16 protein-coding genes are annotated in these 14,072 nt (G+C 72.9%); 6 read left to right on the top strand and 10 right to left on the bottom strand.

The window, feature by feature from the left end; translation table 11 throughout:
• Positions 1-4: 4 nt before the first annotated feature.
• A complete protein-coding gene (locus tag CVS47_RS16985) occupies positions 5-127 on the bottom strand; it encodes a hypothetical protein (protein WP_277600955.1) in 123 nt (40 codons plus the stop codon).
• A 30-nt stretch (positions 128-157) separates the two neighbouring features.
• Here CVS47_RS16985 and CVS47_RS02030 point away from each other — a divergent pair, with 30 nt between their 5' ends.
• Positions 158-1,024, top strand: coding sequence for a spermidine synthase (locus tag CVS47_RS02030; protein ID WP_127094593.1), 867 nt, complete (start codon positions 158-160; stop codon positions 1,022-1,024).
• Positions 1,025-1,046: 22 nt separating this feature from the next.
• Here CVS47_RS02030 and CVS47_RS02025 read toward each other — a convergent pair whose 3' ends face one another.
• On the bottom strand, positions 1,047-1,517 hold the full coding sequence (locus tag CVS47_RS02025; protein WP_127094592.1) for a DUF3995 domain-containing protein: 471 nt from the start codon (positions 1,515-1,517) through the stop codon (positions 1,047-1,049).
• A gap of 250 nt (positions 1,518-1,767) precedes the next feature.
• On the opposite strand from CVS47_RS02025, the gene CVS47_RS02020 reads away from it, so the two are divergent.
• Positions 1,768-2,295, top strand: coding sequence for a hypothetical protein (locus CVS47_RS02020; protein WP_127094591.1), 528 nt, complete (start codon positions 1,768-1,770; stop codon positions 2,293-2,295).
• Between the two features lie 48 nt (positions 2,296-2,343).
• The gene (locus tag CVS47_RS02015) at positions 2,344-2,832 is read left to right on the top strand and encodes a SprT-like domain-containing protein (protein WP_127094590.1); all 489 of its coding nucleotides are present in this window, start codon (positions 2,344-2,346) and stop codon (positions 2,830-2,832) included.
• Here CVS47_RS02015 and CVS47_RS02010 read toward each other — a convergent pair.
• Positions 2,829-3,476, bottom strand: coding sequence for a 2-phosphosulfolactate phosphatase (locus tag CVS47_RS02010; RefSeq protein ID WP_127094589.1), 648 nt, complete (start codon positions 3,474-3,476; stop codon positions 2,829-2,831). The genes CVS47_RS02015 and CVS47_RS02010 overlap by 4 nt on opposite strands.
• A 184-nt stretch (positions 3,477-3,660) precedes the next feature.
• Between CVS47_RS02010 and CVS47_RS02005 the strand changes: the two genes are divergently transcribed.
• Complete coding sequence (locus tag CVS47_RS02005) at positions 3,661-4,182, top strand: hypothetical protein (RefSeq protein ID WP_127094588.1); 522 nt, start codon at positions 3,661-3,663, stop codon at positions 4,180-4,182.
• 56 nt (positions 4,183-4,238) lie between these two features.
• Here the strand turns inward: CVS47_RS02005 and CVS47_RS02000 are convergent, their stop codons facing one another.
• From CVS47_RS02000 to CVS47_RS01975, 6 genes are all read right to left on the bottom strand, one after another.
• Positions 4,239-5,738, bottom strand: coding sequence for an ABC transporter permease (locus CVS47_RS02000; RefSeq protein ID WP_127094587.1), 1,500 nt, complete (start codon positions 5,736-5,738; stop codon positions 4,239-4,241).
• Positions 5,735-6,598 (bottom strand): ABC transporter ATP-binding protein, encoded by an 864-nt coding sequence (locus CVS47_RS01995; RefSeq protein WP_127094586.1) that lies wholly within the window; start codon positions 6,596-6,598, stop codon positions 5,735-5,737. Before CVS47_RS01995 ends, CVS47_RS02000 begins: the two co-directional genes overlap by 4 nt.
• Positions 6,599-6,688: 90 nt before the next feature.
• Entirely contained in the window at positions 6,689-7,876 is a 1,188-nt protein-coding gene (locus CVS47_RS01990; RefSeq protein ID WP_241240241.1) for a glycoside hydrolase family 3 N-terminal domain-containing protein, read from the bottom strand.
• A 50-nt stretch (positions 7,877-7,926) separates the two neighbouring features.
• A complete protein-coding gene (locus CVS47_RS01985; protein WP_127094585.1) occupies positions 7,927-8,589 on the bottom strand; it encodes a response regulator in 663 nt (220 codons plus the stop codon).
• Entirely contained in the window at positions 8,586-9,737 is a 1,152-nt protein-coding gene (locus CVS47_RS01980) for a sensor histidine kinase (RefSeq protein ID WP_127094584.1), read from the bottom strand. The genes CVS47_RS01985 and CVS47_RS01980 overlap by 4 nt, the downstream gene beginning before the upstream one ends.
• A gap of 76 nt (positions 9,738-9,813) precedes the next feature.
• The gene (locus CVS47_RS01975; protein WP_127094583.1) at positions 9,814-10,299 is read right to left on the bottom strand and encodes an Lrp/AsnC family transcriptional regulator; all 486 of its coding nucleotides are present in this window, start codon (positions 10,297-10,299) and stop codon (positions 9,814-9,816) included.
• A 139-nt stretch (positions 10,300-10,438) separates the two neighbouring features.
• On the opposite strand from CVS47_RS01975, the gene CVS47_RS01970 reads away from it, so the two are divergent.
• The gene (locus CVS47_RS01970) at positions 10,439-11,881 is read left to right on the top strand and encodes a DUF6421 family protein (RefSeq protein ID WP_127094582.1); all 1,443 of its coding nucleotides are present in this window, start codon (positions 10,439-10,441) and stop codon (positions 11,879-11,881) included.
• The gene (locus tag CVS47_RS01965; RefSeq protein ID WP_127094581.1) at positions 11,874-12,608 is read left to right on the top strand and encodes an SDR family NAD(P)-dependent oxidoreductase; all 735 of its coding nucleotides are present in this window, start codon (positions 11,874-11,876) and stop codon (positions 12,606-12,608) included. The genes CVS47_RS01970 and CVS47_RS01965 overlap by 8 nt, the downstream gene beginning before the upstream one ends.
• Here the strand turns inward: CVS47_RS01965 and CVS47_RS01960 are convergent.
• The gene (locus CVS47_RS01960; protein WP_127097142.1) at positions 12,507-13,904 is read right to left on the bottom strand and encodes an MFS transporter; all 1,398 of its coding nucleotides are present in this window, start codon (positions 13,902-13,904) and stop codon (positions 12,507-12,509) included. The two genes, CVS47_RS01965 and CVS47_RS01960, sit on opposite strands and share 102 nt — an antisense overlap.
• Between the last annotated feature and the right edge of the window lie 168 nt (positions 13,905-14,072).

Genomic DNA, 14,072 nt, shown 5'->3' with positions numbered 1-14,072 from the left:
TGAGTCACGCGAGTGAACAGGCGACGGGGTGTCCGTCCGTGTCCGGCCCGCCTCCGCCGACGACGCCGGCGCAGCCGTTCTCGGCGAGGTGGGCGAGGATCTCCTCGCGGGCGGACCGATGCGCCATCGCGTGGAGGCGGACGCTAGCGTTGACCGCATGGCACGCGCCCGGGTGGAGCCCGACGACCACCCGCATCGGCGGCTCTCCGACGGGACGATCGCGCGCATCGTGCCGTCGGGTTTCACCACCGGCTTCGAGCTCGACGTCGCCGGGACGCCGCAGTCGCACGTCGACCTCGACGATCCGCTGCACCTCCACTTCGAGTACGTCGGGCGGATGGCCGCGGTCATCGACCAGCTCCGGATGCCGGGGCAGCCGCTGACCGCCGTGCACCTCGGGGCGGGGGCGCTGACCATCCCGCGCTACATCGAGGCCACGCGTCCCGGTTCGCGGCAGCAGGTGATCGAGCTCGAGCAGGCGCTCGTCGACCTCGTGAAGGAGACGCTGCCGCTCCCCCGCGGCGCCGCCATCCGCACGCGGATCGGCGACGCGAGGGAGGGCCTCACCCGGCTGCCCGCCGCCCTGACCGGTGCGGTCGACCTGCTCGTCTCCGACGTCTACTCGGGCTCGCAGACCCCGGCGCACCTGACCTCGGTGGAGTTCTACCGCCTTGCCGCGGGGCTGCTCGCCCCCGACGGGGTGCTGCTCATCAACGTCGCCGACGGCTCCGGGCTCGCCTTCGCGCGCCGGCAGGTGGCCACCGTGCACGCGGTGCTGCCGTCGGTCGCCGTGCTCGCCGAGGTGCAGGTGCTCAAGGGACGGCGGTTCGGCAACCTCGTCGTGGCCGCCTCCCCGTCTCCGCTGCCGACGACGTGGCTCCCGCGGCTCATGGCGGCCGGCCCGCACCCGGCGAAGGTCGCGCAGGGTGACGAGCTGGTCGAGTTCATGCGCGGCGCGCGCGTCGTCACGGACGCGGATGCCACGCCGTCGCCCCGACCCGCGGCATCCCTCTTCGAGCGCTGATCCGTTCCGGCTTCTCGGGGCGTCAGCGCGCGCGGGCGCGACGGGAACGGAGCAGCCCGACGATGAGGCATCCGCCCCAGGCCAGGAAGAGCGGGTCCCAGAGCCACGCGTGGCCGATCATCGCCGGGCGGTCGTGGCCGCCGTCAGGCACGATGACTTCAGCCAGCACAAGGTTGCCGACCACCGTGTTGGCTCCGCCCCAGAGCACCAGCGCCGCCGCTCCCGCCCATGCCGCTGACCGGGTCAGCCGACGGAGCGGCCACCCCGCCGCGTCCAGCGCCGCCGGCGCCATCGCGGCGGCGAGCTTGGCCGCTCCGACGAGGACGAGGAGTCCTTCGAGGCCGGCGAACGCCTGCAGCATCTGCTGACCGATGGTCTCGCGGAGGACGCGTCCGCCCAGACCCCAGTAGACGCTCACCGCGGCGTGGAGAGCGCCCAGCGCGGCCGCCGTCCAGAGCCACCCGGAGCCGGGTCGGGTCCGCGCCTGCGCCATGGTCCGAGCCTAGGCGGGCGGCGGCGCTCCCCGCGGGGAAGCGCGCCCGGGCAGTCCGGCGGGGCGGTGGCGCGACACGCCGAGCCGCGGCATCCGTTCGTCGGCGTGTCGACGCGCGGAGCGGCCGGAATGTCCGCTGAAGAAGCCCGAGAGGGCGACGGAGCGGCGTGCCCACCGGGCCGACGGGGCGATCGCGGGCAGACTGTGAGGGCATCAGCGCACACATCGCCGGGCAGGAACGGAGCCGACAGTGAGCTATATCCGCGGATATGACGCCGACACCCTGCGGGAGATCGTCGACGCGCGCGACTGCAAGGAGCGCCTCGACGAGATCGGTGAGCAGCGGAGCCTGCCGGCCCTGCTCGAGCGCGTCTGGCTGCTGAAGGTGCTCGACCGGCTCGACGAGGCGCTCGTCATCTCCGAGCAGTCCGTGCGGGTCGCCCGCATGGCCGGCACGCGCAAGGACCTCCTGCGCTCGCGCATCCTGCACGCGTCGGTGCTGCACGTGCGCGGCGCGTACGCCGCCGCCGAGCAGGAGCTCACGATGTGCGCCGATGAGGCCGAGGGTCAGAACTGGTCGGGTATCGCCGCTTTCGCCTACCAGCACCGCGGCAAGGTCTACTTCGACACCGAGGAGTTCGACCTCGCCCGCACCGACTTCAAGCGTGCGCTGTTCCTGCGCCAGGACGCCGGCGCCCGCGACGACCAGCTCGAGTCGACCCTGCTCGCCATCGACGCCGCCGACCGGCGCCGCGTGCGCACCACGGTCGCCGGCTGAGCGCTCGGAACGCCCTCGGTGTCCGAGGCCTGATCTAGCGTCGGAGTCATGTCGGAACTGCATCGCGTGCGCCACTGGGGCGAGGCGCTCGTGCGTCTGCATCTGGATGCCTCGTGGTCGTTCGCCTTCGACAACGCCAAGCGCCGCGCGGGCCAGTGCGATTACACGCGCAAGCGCATCACGGTCTCCCGCTACCTCGCCGCCCGCTACGAAGACGACGACAATCACCAGACGCTGCTGCACGAGGTCGCCCACGCGCTGGCCGGTCCCGACGCGGGCCACGGCGCCCGCTGGAAGAAGATCGCGCGCGAGCTCGGCTACGTCGGCGGGGTGACGCACCACGGCGAGACCGCGACCGAGCTGGCTCCGTGGATCGGCACCTGCCCGGCGGGCCACATCGCCTACCGGCATCGGGCTCCGACGCGCGCGACCTCGTGCGTGACGTGCGCCCCGCGGTTCGACGACCGCCACCTCTTCGACTGGCGGCGGCGCGAGATCAGCACCGCCACCCGGCAGGCGGCGCTGACGCCGCGCTAGACGTCCGCGGCGCCGGGCTGCAGCGCACGGAACCCCTCGTCCGTCCGCACCGGCACCACGTCGAGGTCGTCGAGCGTCGTCGCGGTAAGGACGCGTTCGCGCTCGCCCTTCGCGATCAGCCGCTGGCCCGTTCCTCCCGCGGTGAGGAGATGACGCAGGGCTCCCCGCAGCCCGCGGAACGCCTCGATGGCTGCGGCGGCCTCGGGCGAGGTGTGGTCCACGCCGCGCACCGAGAGGGCATCGCCGATCGCTCCCGCTCCGAGGAGGTCCTCGATGGCGAAGCGGACTCCGGCCGGGTCGCGCTCCCCCGCCGCGATCAGGGCGACGCTGGTGCGCGCGCCGCGCCGGCGCTGCTCGGCCAGGATCGCCTCGGCCACCGCCGACGCATTGCGCAGGCACCCGATCAGCACGAGCGCGTCCGATTCCGCCGCCCGCGCGGCCACCGGAGCGCCGTTGGCGGAGCCCGTCACCGCGCCATCGTCGACGCCGACCGGGATGCCGCGGGCCGCGGCATCCGTCATCGCGGTCGAGAACATCAGCACGTCGATCACCACGACGATGTCGGCGGGAGCGAGCCGGTCGAACCCGTCCGTGCCCCACTCGAAGCGGATCTGGTAGCGCGACTGGTCGAAGGGCTGCGGCACCTCGACAGCCTAGAGCGCGGCCCCTCACCGACGGGCGCGTACCGGTCGTCGGGAGGGAGGGGGCGCGTGCGAGGAGAGGCGGCGGATGGGGCACCTCGGGAGTCCGCGCACCCCGTTCTCCCTGCGACCGGTACACCACGCCGCCTGCGGCGCCCGCCCACCGTCGGCGGTGTCAGGATGAGGCATGCGCATCCTGCTGAAGTTCGTCATCGACTGCGACGCCGACGCGGTGTGGCGGGCGCTGCACTCGCCCCGCGCGGTCGCGGAACTCTACGGGCCCCTCATGGAGATGACCCCGGTCATCCCCGACGGGTTGCCGACGTCGTGGGAATCGGGCACCGAGGTGCCCGTGCAGCTGTCGCTCGCCGGCGCCATCCCGATGGGACGCCAGATCATCGCCGCGAGCGACCGCTTCACCGAGGACGCGAACGGCCCGGTGCGCATCTTCCGCGACAGCGGCATCCCGCTGACCGGTCCGCTGTCGAGCCTCGACGTCTGGGACCACCAGATGGCCGTCGCCCCCGCGCCCGGCGATCCGAGCAAGACCCTTTGGCGCGACCGTCTCGTGTTCGGCGGGCCGACCGCGCCCGCCCTCTGGCCCGTCCTGTGGACGATGTGGCAGTGGCGCGAGGCGCGGGTGAAGGCGCTCGCGCCGTCCTGGGCGCACGATCCCGAGCTGTCGGCTCCGGACGACGCCACCGACTGACCCGGAAGACCGACGGATGCCGCGGCCCCCGGGCCGCGGCATCCGTCGTCCTGTCCTCACCCCACGTCGGCGATGGCCTCCACGGGCGCGATCCGCGTCGCGAGGCGGGTCGGCACGACCGCGGCCACGAGGGTGAGGACCGCCGTCCCGACCACCACGGCAACGATCGGCCACAGCGGCACGGCCGGAGCCACGAGCGTCGAGACCGGTCCGGAGTCGGCGGACGCCGGCACGGTGCCCAGGAGCGACTGGGCGCCCGCCCAGCCGTAGACGGTGCCGAGGACGAGTCCTGCGACGAGCGCGGATATCGCGATGTGCGCGGCCTCGATGAGCACCATGCGGCGCACCTGGCCGCCGCTCAGACCGAGCGCGCGCAGCAGTCCGAGCTCGCGCCGACGCTGGACCACGCCGATGGTCAGCAGGTTCACCAGTCCGACGGCGGCGATGACGGCTGAGAAGCCGACGAGCACCATCATCACCGCGCTGAAGGAGTCGATGAGCGTCGCCATCTCGGCGTCGAGCTCACCTCCGGCCGTCGCGGTCAGCACGGCCTTCACCGACTCCATCGCGACGGCGAACATCGTGACGAGGGTGACGCCCATGACCACGCCGATCGCCATCCGCGACGACCGCTCGGGATACCGCAGCGCGTTCTCCGCCGCCAGCCGCGCCGGCACGGACTGCCCGAACAGGCGTCCCGTCAGCCGGAGCACGGGCGGCATGAGGAAGGTCGCTCCGACGGCGAGTCCGGTGAACGACAGGATGCCGCCGGCGAAGGCGACGATCACCCCGAGAGGCGTGATCAGCCCGAGGACCACACCGCCCGCGAGCAGCGCCCCGCCGGCGAGGAGGAGGACGGCAGCCGCGACGGTGCGCCCCGTGCGGCGGGCGACCTCGGCGTGCGGAGCCTCGACCGTGCCACTCAGCGCCTGAAGCGGTGTCACGGTCAGCACGCGACGGGACCCGGCCCACGCGGCGGCCCACGTGGTCAGCGTGACGACGACCGCGGGCACGAGCAGCACCGGCTGCACGACCGCGTACCCGAGGTCGCCGACGCCGAGGAGTGAGGAGGCGACGCCCACCCCGACCGCGGACAGCACAGTGCCGGCGATGAGCCCGAGGAAGGCGCCGACGGCCCCGACGACGAGGCCCTGCCGGGCGACCTCACGCCGCTGCGACCGCGCCGAGGCTCCGATCAGACGCATCAGCGCGATGCGGCGCGTGCGTCCGGAGACGACGGTCGCGAAGGTGTTGGCGGTGACGATCGCCGCGACGTAGACGGCCACGCCGACCAGGAGCACGGTGAGGAAGCCGAGGATGAAGGCGAGCATCTCGCTGTCGCCGACGTACGGGTCGGCGCGCAGCAGAGCCGAGAGGTACCCGGTCGTGCTGAGCAGCACGACGCCGAATCCCGCCGACAGCGCGGACACGAGGACGGTCGCGCCCATCCCCCGCTCGCGGATCCAGCCGAGCGGAGCGGATGCCGCGGCGCCGGGGCCCACGATGGAGTGCCCGCTCCGCGGCGCGACGCGCGGAGCGGCGGCCACCGCGGTCATGCCGACACCCCGCTGCCCGCCGCGACCGGCGCGGCCGTTCCGCCCCGCGCCGCGACCGGGGCGACACCGCCCCCCGGCGCGGGCAGCGCCGCGAGTCCGCCGCTCGCGCGCTCGGATGCCAGCATGTAGGCGCTGATCTCCTCGGCGCTCTGCCGGGGCTTGTCTGCGACGAGGCGCCCGTCGCCGAGGAACAGGACGCGATCCGCGTGCGCGGCGGCGACCGGATCGTGCGTGACCATCGCGATCGACTGTCCGTGGTCGCGACTGGCGGCCGCGAGCAGGCCGAGCACCTCGCGGCTGCTCGCCGAGTCGAGGTTGCCGGTGGGCTCGTCGGCGAAGACGAGGTCGGGACCGGTGGCCAGGGCGCGGGCGATGGCCACGCGCTGCTGCTGCCCGCCCGACAGCTGGTGCGGACGGTGCCGCAGGCGACCGCCGAGCCCGAGCGTCTCGATGAGTCCGTCGATGCGGGCGCGCTCCCCGGCGCTGGGCTTGCGGCCGTCGAGGTCGAACGGCAGCAGGATGTTGCCGAGGGCGTCGAGCGTCGGCACCAGGTTGAAGGCCTGGAAGACGAACCCGACGCGGCGGCGCCGGAGGATCGTGAGGTCGAGGTCGGACATGCCGGTCAGCTCGGTGTCGCCGATCCAGACGCGACCGCCGGTGGGCGCGTCGAGCCCGGCCATGATGTGCATGAGCGTCGACTTGCCCGAACCCGACGCGCCCATCACGGCGGTGAATTCGCCGCGGCGCAGGCTCACCGAGACGCCGTCGAGCGCGTGGACGGCGTGCTCGCCGTCGCCGTAGGACTTGGTCAGCTGCTGGACGTGGGCCGCGAGGCCCAGGTCGGAGGAGGAGATTCGCATACCTCGACGCTAGGAATCGAGGCGCCGTCCGCACATCGGCCGAGCGGGGCATCCGATCGCCCGCGCGTACATCGGGAGGATGATCCGCGCTCAGCCGCAGGAGGCGAGGCCCAGGTCGATCTTGAGCTGCACGACGCGGGTCGCGGACTCCTCGACCCGATCGGCGAACGCCGGATCGGCGGCCATCGCGGCCATGAGGGAGTCGTGGAACGGCGCGACCGCAGCAGGGTCGGCGGTGAGCGCGATGTCGCCGCCGGCGGCGACGAACTTCGTCGCCCGCTCCTCCACGGCGGTCGAGGACACCGCCGCGGCCACGCCGATGTCGTCGCTCATGACGACGCCCTCGAAGCCGAGCCGATCGCGCAGCAGGCCCGTCACGATCGCGGAGGAGAACACCGCCTCATTCGCCGGGTCCAGCTGCGTGTAGAAGGCGCTGCTCATCATCACGACGCCGGCGCCCGCCTCGATGCCCGCCGCGAACGGCCCGACGTCGCCCGCGCCGGTGACGGTGTCGGTCGTCCCCTCCGCCGTGACGTCGGTGTTGCCGGTCACCCGCCCGAGGCCGGGGAAGTGCTTGACCGTGGTGGCGACGCCGGCCTGCGTCATCCCCTCGACGAAGGCGCGGACGGAGGATGCCGCGGCCGCCGGATCGCTCGAGTACTGCCGGTCGTAGCCGCCGATCGGGGGGTTGCCGCGGCCGAGATCGGCGGGCACGGTGTCGGCGACGGGCGCGAGATTGAGGTTCACGCCGGCGGCGGCCAGCTCGGCGCCCCACGACTGGGCGGACTGCCGCAGCGCGTCGCCGGGGAGGAGCCCCTGCTCGACGCCCGAGGGCAGATCGCTGAACCCGGGGCCGCGGAGCTGCTGGATCTGCCCGCCCTCCTGATCGGCCGAGACGAGGAGGCCGAGCCCACCGGTGGAGTCGCCCGCGAGCGACTGCAGGTGGTCGGCGGCGGCGCGGGCGACGGCGGCACCACCGTCCCAGCCGCTGAGCAGCACGACCCCGGACAGGTGGTACGACGAGACCAGCGGGTCGAGGAGCCCGACGTCCTCGTTCGAGCCGAGGCCGGCCACGATGAGCTGTCCGGCGCGCTCGGCGGGGGTGAGGTCTGCGACGATCCGCTCGGCGCAGGAGAGGGTCGGGGTGGGGCTCGGCGTCTGCGTGGCGGTCGTGGTGGGGCCCGCCGCGGGCGGTTCCGGCACGCACCCGCTGAGGGCGACCGCGGCGAGTCCGAGGGCTCCGGCGCAGGCTGCCGCGCGGAGGACGAGACCGGTCACGCTCCTCACCCTAAGCGCGGCCCGCGACGCCCGGCCCGGCCCTCGCGCCGTCAGTCCGCCGCGGTCGCCAGGCCGTGGGCGAAGGCGAACACCACCAGCTGCACCCGGTCGCGCAGCCCGAGCTTGCCGAGGATGCGGCTGACGTGCGTCTTGACGGTGGCCTCCGACAGGTACTCCCGCTCGGCGATCTCGGCGTTGGAGAGCCCCTGTGCCGCGAGGGCGAAGATCTCCTTCTCGCGCGAGGTCAGATCGTCGAACTCCCGCGGCACCGGTGGTGCGGTGGGCACCGCGAAGTGGGCGAACAGGTCGCGCGTCGCCGAGGCGGCGATCACGGCCGAACCGGCGTGCACGGTGCGGATGGCCGCCAGGAGGAACTCCGGCTCGGCGTCTTTGAGGAGGAACCCGCTCGCACCCCCGCGGATAGCGCGGGCGGCGGCCTCGTCGAGGTCGAAGGTCGTGAGCATCACCACGCGCGGCGGATCCGCGTTCCGCAGGATCTCCGCGGTCGCGGCGAGCCCGTCCATCACGGGCATGCGGATGTCCATGAGCACCACGTCGGGTCGGGTGGAGCCTACGGCGGCGACGGCCTCTCGACCGTCGGCGGCCTCGCCCACCACCGTCAGGTCGGGCTGCGAGTCGACGAGCATGCGGATGCCCGCGCGGAAGAGCACCTGGTCATCGACCAGGAGAACGCGGATCGGCTCCGCGCTCATGCGCGTCCGCCGATCGGGAGACTCGCCGTCACGACGTACCGGCCACCGGCTTCCGCGGCGGTGAGGGTGCCGCCGACGAGCGACGCCCGCTCCCGCATGCCGATCAGGCCGTGTCCCGCGTCCGGGCGGCGGCCCGCGGCGCGCACCGGGTTGGTGACGGACAGCTGCACCCGGTCGGCGTGCCACGAGAGCGCGACGAGCACGGGCTCGCCGGTGCCATGCCGCAGGGCGTTCGTGAGCGCCTCTTGCAGGATCCGGTAGACCGCGAGCTGCACTGCGGCGGGCGGCTCGCCCGGAGGCGCGGGGTCGACGTCGACACGGAGGGCGACGCCGGCTCCGCGCACCTGGGCATAGAGCTCCTCGAGGTCCGCGATCGTCGGCTGCGGGCCGTCCCCCTCGCGGTGGCGGAGCTGGGTGAGCAGCAGTCGCACGTCGGCGAGCGCCGCGCGGGCCGTCGAGGAGATCGTCGCGAGCGCGGCCGGCGCCGCCGACGGATCGGAGGATGCCGCGTACCGCGCCCCGTCGGCCTGCGCGATCACGACGGCCAGCGAGTGGGCCACGACGTCGTGCATGTCGCGCGCGATCGCGACCCGCTCCGCCTCGGCCATCGCCTCCGCCTCGGCCCGCTGCTGCGCCCGCCGGGTGGTGCGTGCGCGCAGCGCGGTGCGCACGAGCGCACCGGCCGTCCAGGCCAGGAGCAGCCCGAACGTCGCCGCGACGTAGGTGACGAAGGCGAGCGACAGCACGGCGTCGTCGACCCCCAGGGAGAAGCTGAGCGAGGTGGCGAAGAGGTACACGGTGATGACCGCCGCGCCGACGAGCGACGACGCGAACCCGACCCAGAAGACGGCGCGCGTGCCGTACGCCGCCGTCGCGTACAGCACCGCGAGCACGGCCAGGTTGCTGGGCATCGGGGGGAGCCCGCCCGCCATCTGCACGCCGGCGCCGACCCACGCGACCGTGAGGGCGAGGACCGGAGACACGCGGCGCAGGCCGACCGCGGCGGCCATCGTCGCCGACACGACCAGCCCCAGCGCGATCTGCACCGTGCCGCTCCCGGGCATGTGGAACCAGCTCGTGATCGCGAAGAACACGGCGGCCACGACGATGTCGACGGTCAGGCGCGTCGGGGTCAGGGGGCGGAACACGCTGTCACGCTACGCGAGCGCGCTGGAGCGCGGCATCCGCCTGCAGAGGTATATCCGGTCCGGCGTGCGCACTCCGTCAGACAGCGGGCGCCGGCACGATCGGCCGGTTCTCGTAGTAGGTCTGCAGGACGATCGTCGTCCGGGTGTTCACCGCAGCCGCCGCGCGGATGTCGCGGATGAGCTCTTCCAGCGCGCGGGGCGTGGGCACGCGCACGAACAGCATGTAGCTGGCGTCGCCGGCGATCGAGTGACAGGCCTCGATCGCGTCGAGGTGCTCCAGCAGCTCGGGGGCGGTGTCGGGCTGCGCGGGATCCAGCGGCGTGATCTCGACGAAGGCGGAGAGGGGCCGACCCACCGCCTCCGCGTCGAGCACGGGGCGGTAGCCGGTGATGACGCCGCGGGACTCCAGACGCCGCAGGCGCGACTGCACAGCCGAGACGGAGAGGCCGACCCGTGCCGAGAGGTGCGCGAGCGTGGCCCGCGCGTCCTCGGAGATGGCCCCGACGATGCGGACGTCGACCGCGTCGAGTCCGTCGGCCACCGAGCCGTTCTGATCCGCCATGGCCGTAAGGATACCCATGGATCGGCGTCTCGACCGGAAGAATTCCTTTTCCGAGGCAGATCCCGCACAATGGATCCTGTGCACCCGCGCTTCCGCCTCGCCGCACCCGCGGCCGACCCTTCCTGATCGGAGGTTCCCCATGTCCTTCAGCCAGACGCAGCCCCTCGGTGCCGCTCACTCGATCGTCGGAGAGCCCGAGGTCGTCGAGGACGCGGCGCTCGCGGAGACCTCCGCGGCGTGGGCAGGGCTCAAGGCCGCGGCCACCGCACTCCAGTCGCTGCAGACCGCGGACGGGTCGGTGCCGGACGCTTCCGATCACGACGCCGCCCGCACGCACGTCGCGACCATCGTCGCCTCCGTGCGCGCGCTGGCTCCCGCCTTTTCGCACGACGCGGACTACCTCGAGGCTCTCGTGGAGGACTTCCGGCGGTGGGATGCCGCGGGCTTCGGCATCCCCGACTTCTACGACGCGCTCCTCGCCTTCCAGCCGCAGCGACAGCGCGTCGACGGCACCCGCCACCTCGTCGTCTTCCCGATGTACACGCAGAACGGCTCGTCGAGCCGCCTGGTCGAGGCGCTGCTGGTCGAGGTCATCTGGCCCGAGTTCATCGCGCAGCTCGAGGCCGGCGACTACGGCAACAAGCTGTTCGTCTCGCTGCGCCTGATCGACTTCACGCCGGGCTACGACACCAACTCCGCTGTGCTCTTCCCCGAGACCGTCGCGATGCGCGAGATCCCGTCCTTCACCTGGGGCGCCATCTTCCAGGACCGCGAGGCCGCGCGTTACCGTCGCGTCGTGCGGGCCGCGGCCGAGATCACGAAGCTCGACCTGCCGGCCGACGCCGCGCGCATGCTTGACGACCAGGCGCTCACGGAGAAGACGTTCGTGATGTGGGACATCATCCACGACCGCACGCACATGCGCGGAGACCTGCCGTTCGACCCGTTCATGATCAAGCAGCGGATGCCGTACTTCCTCTATTCACTGGAGGAGCTGCGCTGCGACCTCACGGCCTTCCGCGAGAGCGTGGCCATACAGCAGCGCCTGCGCGCGCGCCGCGACGCCGGCGCGGAGCTGTCGGCCGTCGAGGCGGAGACGCTCGAGCACGCCGGACTGGTGCAGTACGCGGTGATCTTCGACCGCATCTTCCGCTTCGCCATCACCGGCACGCGCACCCGCAACTACGACGGCGTCGGCGGCCAGCTGCTGTTCGCCTGGCTGCACCAGCGCGGCGTGCTGCACTGGACCGACACCGCCCTCGCCTTCGACTGGGACGCCGTGCCCGCCGCGGTGGTGGCCCTGGGCGATGCGATCGACGAGCTCTACTGGAAGTCGATCGACCGGCCGAAGACCTCGCACTGGCTGGCGGCCTACGACCTCGTGTCGTCGACGCTGACCCCGCACCCCGCCTCGGCGTGGGCACGCGGCCTGTCGGACGAGGTGCTGTCCGGCCCGCCGAAGGGCTTCACCGACCAGGTGCGCGACGACGAGTTCCCGCTGTCGATGTTCTTCGAGGCGCTGGAGAAGAAGATGCGCCCGGTGATCGAGTCCACGGCCGGGATCCGGGCCGGCGATGCCTGAGACCCACGGCTCGGTCGCCGCATCGGCTGACGCCGCGAGCGGCGCCTCGTCGGGCGGTGTCGCCGGTCGCACGGTGCTGATCGCGGGCGCGACGAGCGCGAGCGGTCTCGCGGCGGCACGCGCTCTGACCGACGCGGGCGCCGACGTCATCGCCGTCGGGCGCGACCGATCGAAGCTGGACGACCTGGCGGAAGCGGTGCCCGGCACGCGCGTCGAGGTCGCCGACCTCGGGCAGGAGGAGTCGGTCGCCGACCTCGCCGACCGGCTGCGGGCGGACGGCGTGCGCCTGGACGGTGTGCTCCACCTCGTCGGCGGATGGCGCGGCGGTGGCGGTCTGGCGGGACAGAGCGACGACGACTATCGCGCGCTGGAGCAGTCGCTCACCGCTCTGCGGCACGTCAGCCGCGCCTTCGACGCGGACCTGCGCGGGTCGACGGGAGCGCGCGAGGCGATCGTCTCGTCGACCGCGGTCGAGCGTCCGCTGGCCGGCGGCGCGAACTACGCGGCGGTGAAGGCCGCCTCGGAGGCATGGGCGCGCGCCGTGGGGCAGGGCTTCGCGAAGGCGGCTCGGGATGCCGGAGAGCCGCTGGTCGCAGCATCCGTCGTCTTCCGCGTGAAGGCGCTGTCAGGACTCGAGTCGACGCTCGCCGACGCGTTCGTCGGACTGTGGCGGTCGGACGCCGCCGACGTCAACGGCACCGTCGTCGCCCTCGGCGGCGGGGACTGATCCGCCCTCGTCCTGGTAGAGCGCGGACAGCTGGCGGTACGCACGCGTGCGGAAGGCCAGCACCGCGAGCAGCACCGTCAGGATGCCGCCGGAGAGGAACACCAGGGCGATGCCGCGCGCCTCACCGCCGCCGAGGAGCCAGCCCCAGGTGCTCCGGCCGTCGGCGGAGTCCATGTAGGGGATGATCCAGAACTGCGCGATCGGCGCGATGAGGAACGCGGTGATCGGGGCCGCGGCCGCCTCGAACGCCTGGGCGAAGCCGAACACCCTCCCCTGCCGCTCGAACGGCACGACCTTCTGGATGACCGTCTGCTCCGCCGCCTCGACGCCCGGGATCAGGCACATGTAGAGCCAGATGCCGACGAGGTACAGCCAGGGCCATTCGCGGATGGTGAAGAGGGAGCCGAGCACCCCCATCACGACGACGAGGAGCAGCATGGTTCGGATCGGGTTGCGGCCGAGACCGAACTTGGCGATGGCGAGCCCGCCGACGATGAAGCCGGTGGCGCTGATGCCGAGCACGACGCCCCAGATCTCGACGGGGAAGAGTGTGAGACCGTACGGGTCCATCAGCGCCATGTAGAGGCCGCCGATGAGGTTGTTGAAGGTCGAGAAGACGATCAGCGCGAACAGACCCGTCGCCGCGCGGATCGCGGTGATGCTGCCGCGGAGGTCGATGGCCGGCGCCCTGCCGTCGGCGGCCGCGGGCTTGTCCTCGGGGATCCGCACGAAGACGAGGTGGACGAGCGCCACCAGCGTGAACGCCACGGCGATCGCCAGCGTCCACCCCATGCCGGCGAGGCCGATCGCGAGACCGCTGAAGACGCTCGTGACGATGAAGGCCATGCCCTGCACCGTGCCCACCAGGCCGTTGGCGTTCGCGTGGCGTTCGACCGGGACCAGGAGGGTGACGGTCGTGGAGAGCGCGATGTTGCGCATGTTCTCGATGACCGCGCCGAAGAGGATGATCGCCGAGAACAGCCAGAACCACGGCTGACCGAGGTCGGCCATGTCGGCCTCGGGGAAGGACAGCCACAGGGCGCCCGCCGCGAGGAACGACGCCAGCGAGACGACGCTGGAGAGCACCATGACACGGTGCTTGCGGCGGCGGTCGACGATGGTGCCGAAGAAGATCGAGAACACCGCGACGAGCAGCATGTAGGCGCCGCCGATGAGCCCGGTGGCGAGCACGGACTGCGTCTCGAGGTAGGCCCAGAACGTCAGCCCGAACCACAGGAAGCTCGTCGTCACGTTCGCGATCATCGTGTTGACGAGGACGTGGAAGAACGTGCGCATGCCGCCCGGCGGCCCTGGCACGGCGGGTGCCGGCCGGGCCGCGGCGACGTCGTCGTCGCTGCTCATACCGTTAGGCAACCACGAACCCCCGACACGCGAAACCCCCAGCGTCGCCTGCGAGCGGCGGCGGCCCCGACCGGGCGGGGCGGAGGCCCGGGAGGGCGATCT

The sequence above is a fragment of the Microbacterium lemovicicum genome, from assembly GCF_003991875.1.
GTDB lineage: Bacteria > Actinomycetota > Actinomycetes > Actinomycetales > Microbacteriaceae > Microbacterium > Microbacterium lemovicicum.
The sequence above is the reverse complement of the archived record's forward strand: the minus strand, read 5'-3'. Positions and strand labels throughout refer to the sequence as shown.

What these genes read in the sequence shown, in the direction of transcription:
- CVS47_RS16985 (WP_277600955.1), bottom strand. Translation starts at nt 127, where the DNA reads ATGGCGCATCGGTCCGCCCGCGAGGAGATCCTCGCCCACCTCGCCGAG.
- CVS47_RS02030 (WP_127094593.1), top strand. Translation starts at nt 158, where the DNA reads ATGGCACGCGCCCGGGTGGAGCCCGACGACCACCCGCATCGGCGGCTC.
- CVS47_RS02025 (WP_127094592.1), bottom strand. Translation starts at nt 1,517, where the DNA reads ATGGCGCAGGCGCGGACCCGACCCGGCTCCGGGTGGCTCTGGACGGCG.
- CVS47_RS02015 (WP_127094590.1), top strand. Translation starts at nt 2,344, where the DNA reads ATGTCGGAACTGCATCGCGTGCGCCACTGGGGCGAGGCGCTCGTGCGT.
- CVS47_RS02005 (WP_127094588.1), top strand. Translation starts at nt 3,661, where the DNA reads ATGCGCATCCTGCTGAAGTTCGTCATCGACTGCGACGCCGACGCGGTG.
- CVS47_RS02000 (WP_127094587.1), bottom strand. Translation starts at nt 5,738, where the DNA reads ATGACCGCGGTGGCCGCCGCTCCGCGCGTCGCGCCGCGGAGCGGGCAC.
- CVS47_RS01995 (WP_127094586.1), bottom strand. Translation starts at nt 6,598, where the DNA reads ATGCGAATCTCCTCCTCCGACCTGGGCCTCGCGGCCCACGTCCAGCAG.
- CVS47_RS01985 (WP_127094585.1), bottom strand. Translation starts at nt 8,589, where the DNA reads ATGAGCGCGGAGCCGATCCGCGTTCTCCTGGTCGATGACCAGGTGCTC.
- CVS47_RS01975 (WP_127094583.1), bottom strand. Translation starts at nt 10,299, where the DNA reads ATGGCGGATCAGAACGGCTCGGTGGCCGACGGACTCGACGCGGTCGAC.
- CVS47_RS01970 (WP_127094582.1), top strand. Translation starts at nt 10,439, where the DNA reads ATGTCCTTCAGCCAGACGCAGCCCCTCGGTGCCGCTCACTCGATCGTC.
- CVS47_RS01965 (WP_127094581.1), top strand. Translation starts at nt 11,874, where the DNA reads ATGCCTGAGACCCACGGCTCGGTCGCCGCATCGGCTGACGCCGCGAGC.
- CVS47_RS01960 (WP_127097142.1), bottom strand. Translation starts at nt 13,904, where the DNA reads ATGCGCACGTTCTTCCACGTCCTCGTCAACACGATGATCGCGAACGTG.